18 protein-coding genes are annotated in these 18,688 nt (G+C 71.0%); 10 read left to right on the plus strand and 8 right to left on the minus strand.

Translation table 11 applies throughout. The features are described 5' to 3' along the window. Positions 1 to 44: 44 nt before the first annotated feature. The 5 genes from AB0O28_RS29300 to AB0O28_RS29320 form a co-directional block, all read right to left on the minus strand. Complete coding sequence (locus AB0O28_RS29300; RefSeq protein WP_363645695.1) at positions 45 to 665, minus strand: N-acetyltransferase family protein; 621 nt, start codon at positions 663 to 665, stop codon at positions 45 to 47. A 2-nt stretch (positions 666 to 667) separates the two neighbouring features. Further along, positions 668 to 1,732, minus strand: a complete 1,065-nt coding sequence (locus tag AB0O28_RS29305) for an alpha/beta hydrolase (RefSeq protein ID WP_363645697.1) — start codon at positions 1,730 to 1,732, stop codon at positions 668 to 670. A 19-nt stretch (positions 1,733 to 1,751) separates the two neighbouring features. After that, positions 1,752 to 2,591: an alpha/beta hydrolase gene (locus tag AB0O28_RS29310; RefSeq protein ID WP_363645699.1), complete on the minus strand. Its 840-nt coding sequence runs from the start codon at positions 2,589 to 2,591 to the stop codon at positions 1,752 to 1,754. 77 nt (positions 2,592 to 2,668) lie between these two features. Continuing rightward, positions 2,669 to 3,238, minus strand: a complete 570-nt coding sequence (locus AB0O28_RS29315) for a TetR/AcrR family transcriptional regulator (protein WP_363645701.1) — start codon at positions 3,236 to 3,238, stop codon at positions 2,669 to 2,671. Between the two features lie 37 nt (positions 3,239 to 3,275). Then, positions 3,276 to 4,247: a hypothetical protein gene (locus AB0O28_RS29320; RefSeq protein ID WP_363645703.1), complete on the minus strand. Its 972-nt coding sequence runs from the start codon at positions 4,245 to 4,247 to the stop codon at positions 3,276 to 3,278. Positions 4,248 to 4,613: 366 nt separating this feature from the next. Here AB0O28_RS29320 and AB0O28_RS29325 point away from each other — a divergent pair, with 366 nt between their 5' ends. After that, complete coding sequence (locus tag AB0O28_RS29325; RefSeq protein WP_363645705.1) at positions 4,614 to 5,192, plus strand: DUF1707 domain-containing protein; 579 nt, start codon at positions 4,614 to 4,616, stop codon at positions 5,190 to 5,192. A gap of 80 nt (positions 5,193 to 5,272) precedes the next feature. Here AB0O28_RS29325 and AB0O28_RS29330 read toward each other — a convergent pair whose 3' ends face one another. After that, the gene (locus AB0O28_RS29330; protein WP_363645707.1) at positions 5,273 to 5,740 is read right to left on the minus strand and encodes a MarR family transcriptional regulator; all 468 of its coding nucleotides are present in this window, start codon (positions 5,738 to 5,740) and stop codon (positions 5,273 to 5,275) included. Positions 5,741 to 5,956: 216 nt separating this feature from the next. On the opposite strand from AB0O28_RS29330, the gene AB0O28_RS29335 reads away from it, so the two are divergent. From AB0O28_RS29335 to AB0O28_RS29365, 7 genes are all read left to right on the plus strand, one after another. Next, positions 5,957 to 6,778 (plus strand): NAD(P)H-binding protein, encoded by an 822-nt coding sequence (locus AB0O28_RS29335; RefSeq protein ID WP_363645709.1) that lies wholly within the window; start codon positions 5,957 to 5,959, stop codon positions 6,776 to 6,778. Between the two features lie 31 nt (positions 6,779 to 6,809). Beyond that, on the plus strand, positions 6,810 to 7,175 hold the full coding sequence (locus AB0O28_RS29340; protein WP_363645711.1) for a DUF2809 domain-containing protein: 366 nt from the start codon (positions 6,810 to 6,812) through the stop codon (positions 7,173 to 7,175). Between the two features lie 363 nt (positions 7,176 to 7,538). Further along, positions 7,539 to 7,937, plus strand: a complete 399-nt coding sequence (locus tag AB0O28_RS29345) for a hypothetical protein (protein ID WP_363645713.1) — start codon at positions 7,539 to 7,541, stop codon at positions 7,935 to 7,937. 158 nt (positions 7,938 to 8,095) lie between these two features. Beyond that, positions 8,096 to 8,707, plus strand: coding sequence for a carbonic anhydrase (locus AB0O28_RS29350; RefSeq protein ID WP_363645715.1), 612 nt, complete (start codon positions 8,096 to 8,098; stop codon positions 8,705 to 8,707). Between the two features lie 66 nt (positions 8,708 to 8,773). Next, positions 8,774 to 10,246, plus strand: coding sequence for a SulP family inorganic anion transporter (locus AB0O28_RS29355; protein WP_363645717.1), 1,473 nt, complete (start codon positions 8,774 to 8,776; stop codon positions 10,244 to 10,246). 133 nt (positions 10,247 to 10,379) lie between these two features. After that, complete coding sequence (gene bla, locus AB0O28_RS29360; RefSeq protein ID WP_363645719.1) at positions 10,380 to 11,267, plus strand: class A beta-lactamase; 888 nt, start codon at positions 10,380 to 10,382, stop codon at positions 11,265 to 11,267. A gap of 69 nt (positions 11,268 to 11,336) precedes the next feature. Beyond that, the gene (locus AB0O28_RS29365; protein ID WP_363645721.1) at positions 11,337 to 13,493 is read left to right on the plus strand and encodes a transglycosylase domain-containing protein; all 2,157 of its coding nucleotides are present in this window, start codon (positions 11,337 to 11,339) and stop codon (positions 13,491 to 13,493) included. 7 nt (positions 13,494 to 13,500) lie between these two features. On the opposite strand, the gene AB0O28_RS29370 is transcribed toward AB0O28_RS29365, so the two are convergent. After that, positions 13,501 to 13,836: an STAS domain-containing protein gene (locus AB0O28_RS29370; RefSeq protein ID WP_363645723.1), complete on the minus strand. Its 336-nt coding sequence runs from the start codon at positions 13,834 to 13,836 to the stop codon at positions 13,501 to 13,503. A gap of 224 nt (positions 13,837 to 14,060) precedes the next feature. Between AB0O28_RS29370 and AB0O28_RS29375 the strand changes: the two genes are divergently transcribed. Together AB0O28_RS29375 and AB0O28_RS29380 are read left to right on the plus strand one after the other, a co-directional pair. Further along, positions 14,061 to 14,576, plus strand: coding sequence for an NlpC/P60 family protein (locus tag AB0O28_RS29375; RefSeq protein WP_363645725.1), 516 nt, complete (start codon positions 14,061 to 14,063; stop codon positions 14,574 to 14,576). Positions 14,577 to 14,595: 19 nt separating this feature from the next. Then, positions 14,596 to 17,955, plus strand: a complete 3,360-nt coding sequence (locus AB0O28_RS29380) for a BTAD domain-containing putative transcriptional regulator (protein WP_363645727.1) — start codon at positions 14,596 to 14,598, stop codon at positions 17,953 to 17,955. On the opposite strand, the gene AB0O28_RS29385 is transcribed toward AB0O28_RS29380, so the two are convergent. Next, positions 17,936 to 18,556, minus strand: coding sequence for a hemerythrin domain-containing protein (locus AB0O28_RS29385; RefSeq protein WP_363645729.1), 621 nt, complete (start codon positions 18,554 to 18,556; stop codon positions 17,936 to 17,938). The two genes, AB0O28_RS29380 and AB0O28_RS29385, sit on opposite strands and share 20 nt — an antisense overlap. Between the last annotated feature and the right edge of the window lie 132 nt (positions 18,557 to 18,688).

The raw sequence follows: 18,688 nt of genomic DNA on the forward strand, positions 1-18,688 counted from the left end.
CGGCAGTCACCGAGGAGGCTACAACGATCACGGGTCGTCGACGGTCAAACACCTGTGACGGCGCTGCGGCGTTCGAGGAAGACGACGTCCCGCCAACGGCCGTGATGGCGGCCGATGTGGTGCCGGGTGCCGACGACGCGGAAGCCGGCCTTCTCGTGCAGGCGCAGGCTTGCGGTGTTCTCGGGGAAGATGCCTGACTGGATCGTCCAGATGCCCTCGGCTTCGGTGGACCGGATCAGGGCGTTCAGGAGCGCCAGCCCGACTCCGCGGCCACTGTGGCCGGGGTGGACGTACACGGAGTGCTCGACGACTCCGGCGTACACACTGCGACTGGAGACGGCGCCGGCCGCGACCCAGCCGATGACCTCTCCGCTGACAGCGTCGACCGCGACGTGCCGGTGTAGCGGCAGCTTCGCGGCGTCGAACGCCTGCCAGGTGGGTGCCGTGGTCTCGAAGCTGGCGTTGCCGCCGTCGAGACCGGCTTGGTAGATGGCGAGCACCTGCGCGGCGTCGGCCTCCCGCATACTCCGGATCCCGGGCGGGCACGGGTTCTCCCGGGGCGGCGTGTCGGGGACGGGATGGCCCATGACGACGTCGGCCGGCCTCTTGAACGAACTGGCGTACTCGGCGGCGGCCCGATCGGCAGGTCTCGTCTCCTCTTTCATTGTCAAACGACGATAAACGACGAAAGCGCGGAACTCCCGGCCACCACGAGCCGGCGGACGAGATCCGGTGCGGCCAGGGCGACGTCCTGGACCACGAACCCGCCCATCGACCACCCAACGCCGGTGCCCCTGTTGTCGAACACGATCACCTCGCGCTCGGCCGCCAGAGCGTCCAGGAGCGCCGGGTCCCAGTGGTCGATCGTCCCTCTGAGCCGCATGGTCAGCACGAGCGGGACCGTGGCGGGACGGCCGAACCGCCGATAGGCGAACCGTTCGCCCTCGGGGCCGTCGACGTAGCGCGTCTCGACGGTGTCGGACAGGAAGGACGACATGGCGGAACCCCTGTTCTCAGAAACGGTGATGCCGTCGAGGCGGACGGACACGACGAGGGGGTCGGGGACCCGGGCGTTGTTCTCGTCGCGGGCGTAGATCATTCGGGTGGCCGGAATGACCAGTCCCGACACCTCCTGGTGGCCGGAGATGTAGTGCGCGCTCGGTACGCCGCCGGCGACGTCGACGTTGTAGTCGCGGCGGCGGAGCAGGCCGTCGGTGTCGACGTACAGGATCTGCTCGGCGCTGTGCGTGGCGATCTCCGGGGGATAGGTCACCTTCAGCCGGCGGAACTTCTCGCCGTCCTCGGTCCACGGCTCGATCTCCTCGGTCCGTACACCCGGAAACGCCAGGGAGATCGGCTCGGTCAGATAGGTCCACATGGCGTAGCCGGTGAAGTAGGCGAGTTGCAGCGCGGTCCACGGCGTCGCCGGTTCGTGCCCGGCGAAGGACGCGCGCGGGTTGCGCAGTTCCTCGACCACCTCGCCCTCGGTCGTCTCGATCGCGACCCGGTCCGGGGTGAACGCGGTACGTCGGTCCGGGCCGAGGAAGGGCGCGTGGGTGGTGAACTGGCGATGCAGGTCGACGGTCACGGTGACGTCGTCGACGGCGCCGAGGTGGCCCTTCAACGGCCACAGGGCGCCGTTGGAGAACTGCCGGGCCGAGATGCTCCGGGCCTCCCGCCAGCGGGCCGGGCCGCCGTGGGCCTCCAGCACGGTGTTCAGCAGATCGGTCATCGTGGGCTCCTTCGGCGGATCAGGCGAGGAAGGCGGCGACGTCGTGGGCGACCTCGCCGGGGTACTGGAACAGGGACGCGTGCGCGGCGTCGGCGTAGATGCGGATGCGGGCGTCCGGGATGAGCCCGGCCATGAGGTGACTGAGCTTGGTGGGGATCATCAGGTCGTCGTCGCCCTGGAGGATCAGCGTCGGGCTCTTGATGCCGGTCAGTCGCTGCAGGGCCGCGTGGTCCGGCACGCCCCACTCCTGGATGGCGTCGTACTGCGCGTCGCGCGCCGTGAGGCTGCTGGGCGCGTCCCGGTCCCGGTCGCGCCGCAGGAAGCGGCCCAGGAACTCCATGCCCTTGGCCTGGCTGGTCTCGGTGTGGGCGAAGAAGATGTACAAAAGGTCTTCGCCACTGGGCTCGTCCGCCCGGGCGTGGTCGGTGATGTCCTGCCGCCAGCCGTGCATCCCAGGGGCGCCCTTCGGACCGGTTCCGACCAGGACGAGCCGCCGTACGAGGTGGGGACGGATCAGGGCGATGTCCTGGGCGACGAACCCGCCGAGCGAGAAGCCGAAAAGGTCGACCTGGGCCAGGCCGAGGGAGTCGGTGAAGGCGATGATCTGGCGGGCCGTCTTGGCGACGGTGTGCGCCGGCCGTCCGGTCGAGGACCCCACCCCGGCGTAGTCCACCAGGATCACCTCCCGCTCGGCGGCCAGCGCGTCGGTGAGCGCGGGATCCCAGTTGTCGAGGTTGCCGCGGAAGTGCTGCAGCATCAGCAGGGGCGTGCCTCCCGCCCGTCCGAACCGGCGGTAGGCGTAGGTGACGCCGTCCGCGTCGACGTACCGGGTCGGGGCGGTCTGGTGAGTGGTGGACATGAGATCTCCTCAATACAAAGTGACCGGTCATCTTGAGACGGGCGAGAATCGCCCGCCCGGAACGAGCGGGCGAGGCTTCAGGGACGCAGCGCGTCGAGGGCGATTTCGAGCTGCTCCGCGACGACGGACTGGTCTCCCATGGTTTTGGCCCGTAGGGTGGCGCCCTCGATCGAGTCGATCAGGAAGGCCGCCAGCGTCCTCGCCGGACGGGCCGGGGTGATCTCGCCGGCCTCCTGGCCGGCCCGCACGGTGCGGGCCACGTCCTCGGTCCAGTCGTCGAGGATCTCGCGGACCGCCGTACGCACCTGGTCGCCCGCGCTGCTGCTCTCGCCGGCGAAGGTGCCGAGGAGGCAGCCGAACTCCACGCCGGTGTCGCGGGTCCGCTCGATCATGGACAGGAAGTGGGCGCGCAGCCGTTCCAGGGCGGACCCGTCGCCGTTGAGGACGGCGTGGTTCGCGCCGTGTGCGTAGCGCCGTACGATCTCGACGGCGAGAGCCTGCTTGCTCTCGAAGTGGTTGTAGAACGACCCCTTGGGCACGCCCGCGGCGCTGGTGATGTCCTGCACGCTGGCGCCGTTGAACCCCTGCCGCCGGAAAACGTCCTCGGCGCTTTCGACCAGCTTGTTCTTCACGCTCACCTGAGGCATGGCTTCAATATGACCGTTCGTCTTGGAGTTGTCAAAATCAGACCGGCTGAACGTGCTTCACGCGGCGGTGGGGCAGGGGAAGCAGAGCGAGCGAGCGGACCGCGATGCCGCCGATGACGGCGGTCGCCAGTGCCACCACGAGCCAGCCGATCGCCGTGTGCAGCGGCGACGGAGTGAGGGTCAGCAGGCGCACGCCGTACGTCGCGCTCGCCGCCGTGGTGAAGGTGAAGGCCCAGAAACCTAGCACGAACGGGATCCGCGCGTACCTGCGGAGCAGGAACAGATGGGGCAGCAGCAGTGCGGCGAGGGCGCCGAGCAGCACCTCGTGCACGGTGTCCGGCCGCGGGCCGGCGATCGCCCACCAGGCGTTGCCGGCGACGGCGGGCGGCGCGGAGAAGATCGCGAGCGTCGGCATGAGCGGTCCGGGCAGTTCGGGGCCGGTGGCGAACCGCACGAGGAGGACGGCTCCGATCAGCAGCCAGAAGAGAATGCCCACGGAGAACAGCGCGGTGGCCGCCGCCCGATGGCCGACGGTCGCGAGGGACTGCGCGGCGATGAGGGAGGCCGCGACGGTCGGGAGGAGATATCCGCCGTGCAGCGTCGCGGGCTGACGCGGCGTGGTGAGCATCGAGGCGACGAACCACGCGCCGAACAGCGCGGTGATCGCGAGCATCGTCCAGACGAGCGCCGTTCCGAGACCCGGGAGGTACGTCGCGAGGTGCGCCGCGAGGAGCGAGCCGGTGGTGGGGGCGAGTGCGGCGAACGGCCCGAGGACCGGGTGGCGCAGGTCCTCGGCGATGTCACCGAGGCGGGTGACCCGCGCGCCGTATCGGGCGAGGGTGCCGGCCCACACTGCCGCCGCCGTCACCCAGAGGGCCTCGCCGACCGCCGGCGGGGCGCCGAGCGCGGGGCCGGCCGCCGTCCAGGTGCCCGCGAGTCCGGACAGTCCGAAGCCGATGCCGAGGGTGTTGAGGGGGAGCCGGGCGGGGACCGGCGTCGTGCTGGCCATGGGGGCCTTCTTTCTGATCGCGCCGCCCGCGCTCTTGATCGAGCGGCTGACGGAACAATATGACCGGTCGTCTTAATCGTCAATCCGTCCCGAAGCGGCGCCGTGGTCAGCGGAGGCAGAACTCGGCGGTGGCCGCCCGGGTGGTGTCGGCCTGACCGGCCCAGGAGCCGTCCGGGACGGCGAGCCGTCCACGGTCCCGGCGCCGCCGTACACGACGCCCGGGACGAGCGTGAGGACGACGGCCGTGTGAACGGCGCCTGCACTCAAAGCAAGGCGACGAATTGACGGTTTCGGCCGGATGGAGATGGTGATAACGGATATGCGCGCCTGGCGGGGGGCAAAAACCGATTACTAAACTGCTCGATCGTGAGCGACCAGGCGGAATTACGCGCCGGAGACCAGGACAGGGACCGTATCGCGGAGAGGTTGCGCGCCGCGGTCGGCGAGGGTCGCATCACTCTGGACGAGCTGACCGATCGGCTCGACCGCGTGTACGCCGCGCGGACGTACGGCGAGCTGGATGGGCTGGTCGCGGACCTGCCCGGAACTGCGGCGGGGGACGGGCGGCCGGAGCCGGCGAACGAGCTGCTGCTGTTCACCCGGGGAACGCGTGCCGTCAGGAAGACCGGGCGATGGACCGTGCCGCCGCATATCACGCTCGACTGCACGTGGCGCACGGCGGTGGTCGACTTCCGGTACGCGAACTGCCCGCACCGCGAGATCGACATGAGCGTCCGGTGCGACTCGATGTTCGGGGACGTCATCATCCGGGTGCCGGTCGGCTGGCGGGTCGTCGCCGACGAGGTGACCTCCGGCGGGTGGATCCGGCACAAACGCGTGCACAACACCTCCCCGGTGCCGCCCGATCTGGACGGTGTCGTGCTGCGGCTGTCCGGTCACATCGGCGGCGACATCTGGGTGCGCTATCACCGCGCGGCCCGATAGCCGCCATTTACCGAAAACCGCCACTTATCCGATAGCCGTCGCTCGTTCGAAAACCGCCGCTCGTTCGATAGCCGCCGGGGCTACGGCGTTTCAGCGGTCAGCCGCCGCGCCTGCTCGCGGCCCACTTCGCCGGCCTGCTGAAGATAGTCGGCGATGATTTCCAGCTGTTCGTCGGTGTAGCGCTCGAGCGTCGCGCCGAACGCCTTGCCCGGGGTCTCCCACGCCTTCGCGATGCGCGTGGCCGCGTCGGGAGTCAGGGCGACGAGCGCTCGCCTGCGGTCGTGCGGGTCGGGCTGCCGCTGGACGAAGCCCGCCTTCTCCAACCGATCCACCAACCGGGACGCTGATCCCGACGCCAGGCCGGTGAGCCGGGCGATCTCCCCGGTCGTGACCGGCCCGGGCTCCAGGTCGAGCAGCGCGATGCACTGCACGTCCGTGGGATGCAGCCCGATCCGGTCGGCCATCGCCTGGTTGAACAGCGTGTACGCCGCGTAGTGCCGCTGGCTCTCCGCCGCGACGCGCGCCAGCAGCTCCGCTCGGTTTGACATCGGGCCCTCCACGCCTCAGATTTATCTTCGTCACGCAGATTCTTTGTTACACATCATATGTGTGGCAAAGCATCTGCGTCGCGTCGGCAGTCTATCCGCCGTCGTCCTCGCTTGCCCATGTCCTCGTGCGGCTCATGCCGCGTAGCGGCCCCGGCGCGCGCCCTCATCGAGTCGTCGCCGGAGCATCACCGATCACGATCGAAAGGAATCATCGAGATGACCGTTCTCGTCACCGGGAGCCGTGGCGCCGTCGCCCGGACCCTCGTCGGCCTGCTGCGTCAGCGCGGGCTCGCCGTCCGCCCGGCCTCCAGCCGGCCCGACGGCCCGGACGCCGTCCACTGCGATCTCACCGACCCGTCCACCTTCGCGGCCGCGCTCAAGGGGGTGACCTCGGTCTTCCTGTACGCCGAGCCGTCCCGCATCGGCGCGTTCGTCGAGGAGGCCGTCGGCGGCGGAGTCGAGCATGTCGTGCTGCTGTCCTCCTCCTCGGTCCTCGCTCCGGACGCAGGTAAGAGCCCGCTGGCCAGTTCCCACCTGGACGTCGAGAAGGCCCTCGAGGCCTCCGGTCTCCATACGACGTCGCTGCGGCCGGGATCGTTCGCGAGCAACGCGCTCGCGTGGAGCTGGAGCCTGCGGTCGGGCCGGCCGATCAGCCTGCCCTTCCCCGGTTCCCACAGCGATCCGATCCACGAGGCCGACGTCGCCGAGGCCGCCCTCGCCGTGCTCACCGATCCCGGCCTCGGCGGGCGCCCGTACACCTTGACCGGCCCGGAGTCGCTCACCTTCGCCGAACAGATCGGCATTCTCGGCCGGGTGATCGACCGGCCCATCCCCTTCCGTCAGGTCACCCGCGACGAATGGAAGCAGGAGATGGCCGACCACATCCCCTCCGCCTATGCCGATCCGCTGCTTGACTGGTGGCAGTCCAACGACGGCACCCCCGTCGAGCTCACGCAGGCGGTGCCCGAGCTGACCGGTCACCCCGCACGGACCTTCACGACCTGGGCGGAGGACCACGCGGCCGACTTCCGCGAGTGACCGTGGTGGCGACGCGGCATAGGGTTTCCGGATGCCGAATCGCCGAATCGCGGCCCTGGCCGCCGCCGTGGTGGTCATCGCCGCGGGCCTCGGGGTCCGGGCGCTGCTGTGCGGCGCGGTCGCGAAATACGGGGGCGACCTCCTCTACACCCTCCTCGTGTACGCGCTGGTGGTCGCGGCCGCGCCGCGCGCCCGGCCGGTCGTGGCGGCGGCCGTCGCGCTCGGTGTGAGCTGGCTGGTCGAGTTCGCCCAGCTCACCCACGTTCCGGCCGAGCTGTCGGCGCGCAGCCCGCTGGCCCGGCTGGTGCTCGGCACGACATTCAACGCTCCCGATTTGTTCTGGTACGCCGTGGGCGCCGCCGCCGGATACGCCGTCCATTCGGCCTGTACGAAATAGAAGTACCGGACCGACGGCATTCGCACGGCCCGCGCCTTTTCGGGGCGGTGTATGCCCTGCTCAATGGCACTGGAACATCATTCGCATTTCGAGCCTCCCGCCCGTAACTGAGAATTTACAAACGGCCCTTCCTCTTGGTCTTGCCGTCTCTGTCAAGTCGCGTGTAGATGTTGTTCAACTTCGGGATTCTCGTTCGCCGCCACGAAGCGGTGACGAGGAACAGGAGGAGTGGCGCTTCTCCGGCCCCGAGGCAGGGCACGTGAGCGGCCCTGGCAGTGAGCACCAGGCCCCGAGATCCGCTCGGCAGCGGGATCGGAATCTGGACTTGTGCGCAGTTCCGGCGTGTTTTGCGAGGCGGTGAGAGTGGCGAGGGTGGTGCGCGGAGCGGCGTCGATTGTCGCGCTGCTGGTGTCCGCTCTGCTTCTCGTCCTCGTCCTGCCCGACCGCGGAGCCGATGCGGCCACGGCGGTGGGCCGGACGGTCGCGTCGTCCCAGTTCTCCGCCGACCAGCCGGCTCCCTCTCCCGAGACGGAGCAGGAGGGCACATCAGGCCATCACGGGAGCGGCTCCGCCGTTCTCCGCGCCCTCGGTCAGCCCCACAAATGCGCATCCTGCCCACGCCGGCAGCTGTCGCAGAGCGCCGTGGCCGCCGTCGCGCCGGTCGCCGCCACCTCGCCGGCGCGTCTCGTCAGGGGCGACGGGCTTCCCGCCGACGCGGGACAGCCTCCGACGCCCGCCACCCTCCAGGTCTTCCGCTGCTGACAGACAGAGCGTTCCGGACGCTCTGACGCGCGCCGTCGTGCCCAAGGGGCATAGGCGCGTCCATTCCGCCTGCCCATCGAACTCAGGACAGGACGGCGGCGTGTCCGGAACCTCTCGATGCCGAGTCCCCTGTCATACGGAAGATCACGAGGTCATCCATGCGGTCTCTCATCGACCACGCCCGAGGCTTCCCCAAGCGGATCGAGGACAGGCGGGAGGAGTTCGCGAGACTGGCAAGCGGCCAGCGGCCGCAGGCGCTGTTCATCTCCTGCTCCGATTCCAGAGTCATGCCGTCGTTGTTCACCGGCGCACGTCCCGGTGAGATCTTCGAACTGCGCACCGCGGGCAACATCGTCCCGCGCTACCGCCCGCAGGCCGCCTGCGCGGTGGCCGGGACGCTCGAATTCGCCATCGAGGCGCTGCACGTGCCCGACATCGTGGTCTGCGGGCATTCCCACTGCGGCGCCGTGCGCGCCCTGATCCACCGCCCGACCGTCACGGACATGCCACTGGTGGAGCGCTGGATCGACTGGGCCGGTCACCGGCCCGCACCGTCGGCGGAGCGCGAGCCGTCCCCGTCACCGGACGACGACGCGGACGCCGTGACCAGACACCATGTGCTGACCCAGCTGGAGCACCTGCGGACTTATCCCTGCGTCGCCCGGCGCCTGGCGGACGGGCGGCTGCGCCTGCACGCCTGGTTCTACACGGTTGAGACAGGCCGGGTTCTCGCGCATCGGCCCGGTACGGGGGCCTTTGAGCCGCTGTGACGGCCAGCGTTCCGTACGGCATCCGACCCGAGAGCCACTGTCTCCCCGTTTGTGGAAGGACCTTCCTTGCCTGCCGTCAACTCATCGCTTCGGCGTGCGCTTCGTACCGACCTGACCGCCTCGACGGTGGTCTTCCTCGTCGCCCTGCCGCTGTGCGTGGGCGTGGCCGTCGCCTCCGGCGTGCCGGCCGAACTCGGCCTGATCACCGGTATCGTCGGCGGCTTGGTCGTCGGCCTGCTGCCCGGCAGCAGCCTTCAGGTCTCCGGCCCCGCAGCCGGTCTCACCGTCCTGGTCGCCGAGGCCGTCGACACCTACGGTCTGCCCGCTCTCGGCGTCATCGTCCTGGGCGCCGGACTGCTGCAACTCGTGCTCGGCGCCCTCAAGCTGGGGCGCTGGTTCCGGGCCATCTCCGTCGCGGTGGTGGAGGGCATGCTCGCCGGGATCGGGCTGGTCATCATCGCCGGGCAGCTCTACGCCATGGCCGACACCCCGGCCCCGGCGAGCGGGCTCGGCAAGATCGCCGGCCTGCCCGGCCTCGCCGCCGAGCTGGTCACCTCGGCCCCGGCGGCGACGGCCTTCGCGGTGGGCGCCGGCACCATCGCCGTGATCGCCCTGTGGTCCACGATGCCCGCCCGAGTGCGCGTCGTGCCGGGCGCGCTGGCGGCCGTCGCTCTCGCCTCGGCCGTCACCGCGCTGTTCGACCTGCCTGTGGCGAGGATCGACGTGCAGGGATTGCTGGAGGCGGTCCAGCCGCCGGGCCCGGTACAGTTCGGGCAACTGGCAGATACCGCTTTCCTTGCGACGATCGTGGCGTTCGCCCTCATCGCCTCGGCGGAGACCCTCTTCTGCGCGGCGGCGGTGGACCGGCTGCACGACGGGCCGCGCACCGACTACAACAAGGAACTCCTCGCGCAGGGCGTGGGCAACACCCTGTGCGGGCTGCTCGGCGCGCTCCCCATGACCGGGGTCATCATGCGCAGCGCCGCGAACGTCCACGCCGGTGCCACGACCAAGCTGTCCCGCGTGCTGCACGGGGTGTGGCTGCTGCTGTTCGCCGCGCTGCTGCCCGCCGTACTCGGCCTGATGCCCGTCGCGGCGCTCGCCGGGGTCCTGATCCACGCCGGGTTCAAGCTGCTGCCGGTCAAGAAGCTGGTCCCGCTCTGGCGCACTCACCGGGGCGAGGCGGTGATCCTCGCGGTCACCGCCCTGGCGATCGTGTCGGTCAGCATGTTCGAAGGCGTGTTGATCGGCCTGGCGCTCGCCGTGGCCAAGTGCGCCTGGGAAACCTCGCACATCCACGTCGAGGTGGACGACCCGGGGAACGGCCCGGTGACGGTCACGATCAACGGAAACGCCACCTTCCTGCGGCTGCCGAAAATGCTCGACACCCTGGAGGCCCTGCCGACCGGCCGGCCGATCGAACTGAACCTGGCCGGGCTGCGTCACCTCGACCACGCCTGCCGTACCGCGTTGACCACGTGGACGGAACGACACAACAGCGGAAGCGCCGAACCGGTCCGCCTCATCAACACGGGCTGACCTGTATGCATTCGGAGACCGATATCGGTTCGCTGCCCATATGAATATTGGACATGATCCGAACCCTCTGCTTTGCTCCTGCGTCTGACAGGCCAGGGACGAATGAGAGTGAGGACATGCCATGGGACACCGGATGACGGTGAAAGCCGCCGTGATGACGGTCTTCGTCCTGGTCGGGGCCGCCCCGGCCGCGACGCCGGCGGCCGCCGCCGCGCCACGGACGGACGTCTCCAAGGCGCTGCGCGCGCTGGAGGCGTCTTTCAAGGGCCGCATCGGCGCGTACGCGATCGACACGGCGACCGGGAAGACGATCGGCTATCGGGCGGGCGAGCGGTTCGCGCTGGCCTCCACCTTCAAGGCGATCGCCGCCGGGGCGGTGCTGGCCCGCACCAGCGACCGCGAACTGACGGGGAAGGTCGTCCACTGGACGGCCGGCGAGGTGAAGCCGAACTCGCCGGAGACCGGCAAGCACGTGAAAGACGGCATGACCCTCGCCGAGCTGGCCCGGGCGGCGATCATCTACAGCGACAACACCGCGGGCAACATGCTGCTGAAGCGGATCGGCGGACCGAAGGGACTCACCCGCTACTTCCGCACGCTCAGGGACCCGATCTCCCGCCTCGACCGGTGGGAGACGGAGCTCAACGTCTGGTCGCCCAAGGAGAAGCGGGACACCACCACGCCCGCGTCGGTCGCCCGCGACCTGCGTGCGCTGACCGTGGGCGACGCGCTCGGCGCGAAGGACCGGTCGCGGCTGATCGGGTGGCTGCGTGACAACACGACCGGGGACGCGCGCATCCGCGCCGGGCTGCCGAAGACGTGGATCGTCGGCGACAAGACCGGCACCGGCGGCACGTACGGCACCGCCAACGACATCGCCGTCGTCTGGCCGAGCAAGGACGCCGCCCCGATCATCATGGCGATCTACACCAACCGCCGGGCCGCCGCCGACGCCGGCGACGACGCGGTCGTCGCGAGGACGGCGACCGTGCTCGCGCGCGGCCTCGGCCGGCTGGCATGACCCACGGTGTGGGCCGACCGCGCTTTACGGCCCCATAACCTTGTCTATAGCCATTTGGGGGAGGATCCTGTGAACGCCACGGGGAAGGTGCTGCGTCTGGCCGCCATGGGAGCGGCGGCGGGCGTGCTGGTCGCGGGGATCGCGCTGCCGGCGGTGGGAGGCGCGGGCGTCGGGCTGGTGTCGGCCGTCGAGGACGTGGGCCTCGAGCCCCGGGACCTCGCCGAGCCCCCGCTGGCGCAGGTTTCGGTCGTGCAGGATGTGAAGGGCCACGAGATCGCGCGGTTCTACGAGCAGTACCGCGAGGTCGTCCCGCTCGACCAGATGGCCGACATCATGAAGACGGCCATCATCTCGATCGAGGACTACCGGTTCTACGAGCACGGCCCGATCGACCTCGAGGGCACTTTCCGCGCCCTGGCGAGGAACCTGCAATCGGGCGGGGTGGCCCAGGGCGGCTCCTCCATCACCCAGCAGTACGTCAAGCAGGTGCTGCTCAACGCCGCCCAGACCGAGGCGGAGAAGAACAAGGCGCTGGAGGCCAGCTACGCCCGCAAGCTCAACGAGCTGCGCTACGCGATGGGCGTGGAGAAGAAGTACTCCAAGGACCAGATCCTGGAGAAGTACCTCAACATCGCCTACTTCGGTGCGGGCGCGTACGGTGTCGAGGCGGCGGCCAAGCGCTTCTTCGGGGTCGACGCGAGCGAGCTGACGCTGCCGCAGGCGGCGACCCTGGCCGGAGCGGTGCAGGACCCCAACGCCACCGACCCCAACCTGGGCAAGACCAGCCGTGACCGGCTGCTGAAGCGGCGCAACGTCGTGCTCGACCGGATGGCCGAGCTCGGCAAGATCACCAAGGAGCAGGCGGCCCAGGCGAAGAAGGCCAGGCTCGGCTACAAGGGGACCCCGCTGCCCGGCGGCTGCGAGTCGAGCACGTATCCGTACTTCTGTGTCTACGTGCGCAACGAGATCCTCAGCAACCCCGACTTCGGCAAGACGGCCAAGCAGCGCCTCGCGTTCCTCAACCGCGGAGGCCTGACCATCAGGACCACGATCGACCCCAAAATGCAGGCCGCCGCGAACAGGGCGATCAAAAAGTGGGTGCACCCGTCCGACGATCCCGTGGCCGCCGAGGCGCTGGTGCAGCCCGGCACCGGGGCGATCAAGGCGATGGCCGCGAGCCGTCCGTACGGCACCCGCAAGAGCAAGAAAGAGGTGTCCTACAACCTCGTGGCCGACGTCGCGCACGGCGGCGGCATCGGCTTCCAGGCCGGTTCGACGTTCAAGACGTTCACCCTGCTCACCGCGTTGAAGCAGGGCATGAAGATCAACGACGGCTTCAGCGTGGGCGCGGGCTACCGCGCCCCGAGCCTGTCGACGTTCACCACCTGCTCGGGCCAGGGCATCGGCGACGTCAATCACACCGTCACCAACGACGAGGGCTCGCCCGGCTGGCTGACCCTGCAGACCGGCACCTGGCACTCGGTCAACACCTTCTTCATGGAGCTGGAACGCCGCGTCGGGCTGTGCAACGTGGTCAAGACGGCCAAGTCGCTGGGCATCCACCGCGCCGACGGCGCCCCGCTCCAGGAGTACGAGACGTTCACGCTCGGCATCAACGAGATGGACCCGGTCACGGTCGCCGCCGCCTACGCCGCGATCGGCGCGCGCGGCAAGTACTGCGCGCCGATGGCGATCACGCGGATCACCGACAGCACCGGCAAGACCACGGACTACACCCCGAAGTGCCGCCAGGCCTTCGACCCCGAGGTGGCGGACGCGGCGGCGCACGTGCTGTCCGGCGTCCTGACCAAGGGCACGATGGCGTCGGTCGGCGGCATCGGACGCGACGCGGCGGGCAAGACCGGAACCAACGACCTCTCCTCCGCCGCCTGGTTCGCCGGGTTCACCCCCGACCTCGCCGGCGCGGTCAGCCTCGGCGACCCCCGAGGCACGTCGAAGTACAAGCTGAACGGCGTCACGATCGGCGGCCGCTACTACGGCTCGGTGTTCGGCGCCAGCGTCCCCGGGCCGATCTGGAAGGACACCATGCTGGGCGCGTTGCGCGGCGTGCCGCCGACGGAGTTCACGCCCGTCGACACCGAGCGGTTCGGCGGCTGCGGCGACAGTTGCCGGCGCGTGGTGTCCGTGACGCCTCCCACGGGAGGCGGTGGCCCGGCGGGCGGCGGTGGTGGCGGCGACACGCCGGTGCAGATCACCCCGAACTGAACGGGGATCAGTCGCTCAGCGCGTCGGCCGTGTCGAGGACGCGGAACAGCCGGGTCAGGTTCGTCCAGCGCAGGATGTGCAGCACCTGACCGCCCGGCGCGATGAGCGCCAGATCGCCGTTCCTGTCGCGCAGGTTGTGCAGCAGGCGCACGAGCAGCCCCACGCCCGTGGTGTCGATGAACCGGACCTCGCTGAGGTCCAGGGCCAGCCACGGGCCGCGGGCCTCGATCTGCGCGCGCAGCGGCTCGTGCAGGCGCCGCACCGCGTGGAGATCCAGCTCTCCGCGCAGCCCGAGCACCCACCAGCGGGTGGGGGGAGGGGGTTGTGCCGTCCACGTCTCCACGGTGGTTCCCTTCGCTCTCCTTGCGCCGGGGACCGCCGGGGGAGCGGGACGGGGAGGTCCGGGGCGACGGACGAAGCGCTTCGACGGACAAACCGATGAACGCCCAAGCCGATGAACGTAGAAGCCGAGCCGCACTCAGGGTAACAATCCCCCTCCGGTGCGTCGATCGAGTGGAGTAAAGCTTCCATGGTCAAGAAAGAGACGAGTGGCTATTGTCCCGATCCATGGGGGTCAAACGCCGGCTGCTGGTGATCGGAGGGATCGTCGCGCTGGCCGCCGTGGGATCGGCGCCGCTCGACGAGGAACTGTCCAGGGCCGTCGCCGTCGCGTACGCGGCCCAGGGCACCCTTCCGTACTCGTGGGGCGGAGGGCACGCCGCGCGGCCGGGACCGTCGAAGGGGACGTGCCGGGGCTACAGCGGCTCGATCAGGCCCTGCCCGGCGAGCCGAACGCGCGGCTTCGACTGCTCGGGGTTCACCCGCTGGGTGTACGGCCTGGCCTTCGGCGGCGACGTGCTCGGCCCCGGCAACACCGACGACCACCTCGGCAGGCTGCGCCGGGTCGGCGTGCCGCAACCCGGCGACCTGGTCTTCTACGGCAGGCCGGGCAGAACCCATCACGTCGGGGTGTACGTCGGCGGGGGAAAGATGATCAACGCGTTCGCCACCGGGACGCGCATCCGCATGGACGACGTGTCCGTGCTGGACGACCTGCTCGGTTACTACCACTATCCGGTCTGATCCCTATGCTTGCCCCGTCATGGTAAGACTGCGGGTTTTAGGGCGAATTGCGGCAGAGGTCGACGGTCATCGGGCAGACCTCGGCACCTCGCTCCAGCGTGCCGTGCTGGCCCGTCTGGTCTGCGCTCAGGGGCACGTGGTGTCGACCGACCGGTTCGTCGACGACCTGTGGAGAGGGCAGCCGCCGCCGCGTGCGCTGGCGGCGCTCCAGGTCTACGTGTCGAACCTGCGGCGGGTGCTGGAGCCGGACCGCGCCCCCCGCGCCGCCGCGCGCGTGCTGGTGACCGCTCCCCCCGGCTACCGGCTGGCACTGGAGCCCGGCGACGTGGACGCCTGGCGCTTCCCCCGGCTGGTCGAGACCGCCGCCGATCTGCTCGCCGAGGGGCGGCCCGGGCGGGCGGTCGACGTCGTGGACGAGGCCCTGGCGTTGTGGACCGGCCCGGCGTACGCGGAGTTCGCCGAGGAGGAGTGGGCCGTCCCCGAGGTGGTCCACCTGGACGAGCTCCGGGCGGTCGCGGTGGAGTACCGCGCCGAGGCCGGGCTCGCGCTCGGCCGCCACGCCGAGGTCGTGCCCGAGCTGGAGCGTCACCTCACCGCGCACCCCCTGCGCGAGAACGCCGTACGGTTGCTCGCGCTCGCCTACTATCGGGCCGGGCGGCAGGGGGAGGCGCTGTCGGCCCTGCGCAGGACCCGTGAGCTGCTCGCCGACCAGCTCGGCGTCGATCCCGGGCCCGCCCTGCGCGCGCTGGAGGCCGACATCCTCGCGCAGGCCGATTCGCTGACCCCGGCTCCCGCGTCCCCGGCTCCCGTGGCCGCGGTTCCCGTACGAAGGGTGCCCGTACGCGCGGCTCCCGCGCCCGATCCTGCCCCGGTGCCGGCGGCGGGTGCCGGGCCCGTCCGCATGGTCGGCCGTACCGCCGAGCTGTCCCGGCTGGCCGCGGCGGCGGAGCGGGCCAGGGCCGGGTTCCGCGTCGCCTGGCTCGGCGGCGAGGCGGGCTCCGGCAAGAGCACCCTGGCCGACGCGCTCATGCGACGCCTGGCGGCCGACGGCTGGCAGACGGTGGTCGGCCGCTGCCCCGAGACGACCGGCGGCGTGCCGCCCGCGTGGGCGTGGAGCGAGGTGCTGCGGGACCTGTCCGCGGCCTGCCCGCCCGAACCCGAGACCGCGGCCCGCCTGGCGCCGCTGCTCACCGACGACGCCGCGCCCGTGGGCCAGTTCTGGCTGGCGCGGGCGGCCGGCGACTATCTGGAGCGCGTGCCGGGACCGCTGCTGATCGTGCTGGAGGACGTGCACCGGGCCGACGAGGAGACCCTCCAGCTTCTGCGTCACCTGGCGGGCCGCCTGGCCGGGACGCCGGTCCTCGTCCTGCTGACGCACCGGCCGGCCGAGGCGGACGACGAGCTCACGGCCACCGGGGCGGCGCTCGCGGTGCAGACGGCGGAGAACGTCACCCTGGGCGGCCTCGGGGAGCCGGAGGTGGCCCGCCTGCTCGTGGAACGCTCCGGCACGAAGATCGACGAGGCGACGGTGCGCACGGTCACCGAGCGGACCGGCGGCAATCCGTTGTTCGTGACCGAGACGGCCCGGCTGCTCGCGGTGGACGGCCCGTCGGCGGCCCACGCCCTGCCGCCCGGCGTGCGCGATCTCATCCGCCGCCGCCTCGCCCGGCTGCCCGCCACGGCGCGGACCACGCTGCGCAACGCCGCCGTCCTCGGGCGCGAGGCCGACGCGGACGTGCTGATCGCGATGCCGGGGGCCGACGAGGAGACCGTGCTCGACGGCCTGGAGGCGGGCGTGCTGTCCGGTCTGCTGGAGGAGCCGCGCCCCGGCCGCGTCCGGTTCGCCCACGTGCTCGTCCGCGAGACGTTGTATGAGGACATCCCGCGGCTGCGCCGTACGCGCATGCACGGGAAGGCCCTCGCGGCGTTGGAGCGGGTGCGCCCCGGCGACGTGGGGGCGCTCGGGCACCACGCGCTCGCCGCCGCGACGACCGCGACCGCCCTCACGGCGGCCGAGTACGCGGCGCGGGCCGCCGCCCAGGCGACCGCGTTGTACGCCCACAGGGAGGCGGCGGCGCTGCTGGAGGGCGCGCTGGGCGCGCTCGACCTGCTGAGCGAGGGGGCGGACGCCGCGCCCCGGGAGGTCCGCCTCGACCTGCTGTGCCGGCTGGTGTCCGCGCAGGCGCACGCGGGCGACGTGATCACGGCGGTGGGCAACCGGAGGAAGGCGCTGACGGTGGCCCGCCAGACGGGGGACCGCGGCGCGGTGGCGCGGGCGGTCTCCTCACTCGACGCGCCGGTCATCTGGACGATTCAGCCGGGCCGCGCCCTCGATCCCGATCTCGTCGAGGCGATCGGGGAGTCGCTGCCGGCTGAGGCCGGAGAACTGCGCTGCCGGATGCTCGTCGCCCTCTGCCACGCTCTCGAAGGACACGACGCGGAGCGCGTCGAGAGCGCGAGCGCCGAGGCCCTGGCGATCGCGGACGCCCTCGGCGACCCGCGCCTGCGGTGCATGGCGCTCAACGCCCGCTACTGGGCCTGCCTGACACCGGACAGGCGGGCAGGACTGGAGGCGCTCGGGCACGACCTGCTGGCCGCCTCGGCCGCCGCAGGGCTCCTCGGCTACCAGACGCTCGGCCACTTCGCGCTGCTCATGGTCGCCCTGTCCCGCAACGACTGGGCCACCGCGCGTACGCACGCCGGTAAGGCGATGGAGCTGTCGACCAGCGGCCAGCTCGGCCTGGCCCTCGGCATCCTGGCGTTCCTCGACGCCCTGCACCTGCTCGTGAAGGGCGAGTTCGACCGGGCGGAACGCGCCTATGCCGAGCTCGGCGAGCGACTGGCCCGCACCGGGGACGCCAACGGCGCGATGGTGGGGGTGGTCGGCCGGTACGTGGTTCTGCTCGCGGCGGGGCGCGCCGAGGAGGCGGTCGCGGACATCGCCGCGCGGTGGGAGCGCCTGCCCGGGGACTTCGACGAGTTCTACACCCGCGCGCTCGTCGCGGCCGGCCGTACGGACGAGGCGCGCACGGTGTGGCGGGCCGCGCGTCGGCCGCGGCGGGACTACTACTGGCTGGTGCTGATGTCCCTGCGGTCGGACAACGCGATCACGCTCGGCGACCGCGAGGTGGCCGGGGAGTGCTACCGGCTGCTCCTGCCGTACGACGGGGAGCTGGCGGGCCTGCACTCGGGCTCGGTCACGCTCGGGCCGGTCGCGCACTCGCTCGGCGATCTGGCGGTGTTCCTGGGGCGGCCCGGCGACGCCGAGGCCCACTACCTGCGGGCCGCCGAGGTGGCCGGGCAGGTCGGCTCTCCGCACTGGGAGGAGGCCGCCCGCCGAGGGCTTGACGACGCAGCGCTCAGGTCGCGCCGAAGATGAGGCGCTCGCGGCGGCGGTGGGCGCGGCGCAGCAGCGCCAGCATGACCACCAGGGCGGGTCCGGCCAGCTTGCGCAGCTCCGCCATCTCCTCCGGCCGCGCGTGCTGCTCGATCCTGGGCAGCTCGAAGCGCACGTCTCCGCCCTTGCGGACATACTGCTCCAGCTCCTCCCAGTCCTTGCCTGAGACGTGCCGCATGATGATCGGGAAGATCGTGCGCTCCTCCTCCTCGATGTGCTCGTCGAGCAGGTCGGCCAGACGGCGCAGCGGCTTGGCCAGCTCGGCCGGATCACCCGCGGCCGTCTGGATCTCCTCCAGCAGCGGGTCGAGCTCCGAGTGGTCCTCGCTCAGCTCGCTCAGGTCGATCTCGGCGCCCGCGGAACGGACGAGCAGGGGCCACAGGCGATCGTCCTCCGCCTTGTGATGGTGATGGATGCCGCGGCACAGCTTGGTGACGTACTCGCGGATGGCGGCGGCGCGCTCCCGGCCGCACGGCTGCCGGCCCGCGGCGATCTCGGCGGTGACGTCGGCGAGGCGGCGGGAGTCGGTGCGCATCGCCCGATGCGTGATGCGGAAGCCCAGGAGGTTGGGGGTGTCGGACATCGCGGGGCCCTTCGTGAACGCGGGGTCTGTGGTGTGTCACGCTCACTGTGCGGCCCGGCACTTGGGGTCGATTAAGACCCTACTTAAGGCGATTCTGGTGGGACGGGAGATAGGCCTGGGGAAAACCCGATA

It is taken from the genome of Microbispora sp. NPDC088329, assembly GCF_040685655.1.
In the GTDB taxonomy this organism is placed as follows: domain Bacteria; phylum Actinomycetota; class Actinomycetes; order Streptosporangiales; family Streptosporangiaceae; genus Microbispora.

Coding starts and splice junctions, on each gene's coding strand:
- AB0O28_RS29300 (WP_363645695.1), bottom strand. CDS start 665: ATGAAAGAGGAGACGAGACCTGCCGATCGGGCCGCCGCCGAGTACGCC.
- AB0O28_RS29305 (WP_363645697.1), bottom strand. CDS start 1,732: ATGACCGATCTGCTGAACACCGTGCTGGAGGCCCACGGCGGCCCGGCC.
- AB0O28_RS29310 (WP_363645699.1), bottom strand. CDS start 2,591: ATGTCCACCACTCACCAGACCGCCCCGACCCGGTACGTCGACGCGGAC.
- AB0O28_RS29315 (WP_363645701.1), bottom strand. CDS start 3,238: ATGCCTCAGGTGAGCGTGAAGAACAAGCTGGTCGAAAGCGCCGAGGAC.
- AB0O28_RS29320 (WP_363645703.1), bottom strand. CDS start 4,247: ATGGCCAGCACGACGCCGGTCCCCGCCCGGCTCCCCCTCAACACCCTC.
- AB0O28_RS29330 (WP_363645707.1), bottom strand. CDS start 5,740: ATGTCAAACCGAGCGGAGCTGCTGGCGCGCGTCGCGGCGGAGAGCCAG.
- AB0O28_RS29335 (WP_363645709.1), top strand. CDS start 5,957: ATGACCGTTCTCGTCACCGGGAGCCGTGGCGCCGTCGCCCGGACCCTC.
- AB0O28_RS29340 (WP_363645711.1), top strand. CDS start 6,810: ATGCCGAATCGCCGAATCGCGGCCCTGGCCGCCGCCGTGGTGGTCATC.
- AB0O28_RS29350 (WP_363645715.1), top strand. CDS start 8,096: ATGCGGTCTCTCATCGACCACGCCCGAGGCTTCCCCAAGCGGATCGAG.
- bla (WP_363645719.1), top strand. CDS start 10,380: ATGACGGTGAAAGCCGCCGTGATGACGGTCTTCGTCCTGGTCGGGGCC.
- AB0O28_RS29375 (WP_363645725.1), top strand. CDS start 14,061: ATGGGGGTCAAACGCCGGCTGCTGGTGATCGGAGGGATCGTCGCGCTG.
- AB0O28_RS29380 (WP_363645727.1), top strand. CDS start 14,596: ATGGTAAGACTGCGGGTTTTAGGGCGAATTGCGGCAGAGGTCGACGGT.
- AB0O28_RS29385 (WP_363645729.1), bottom strand. CDS start 18,556: ATGTCCGACACCCCCAACCTCCTGGGCTTCCGCATCACGCATCGGGCG.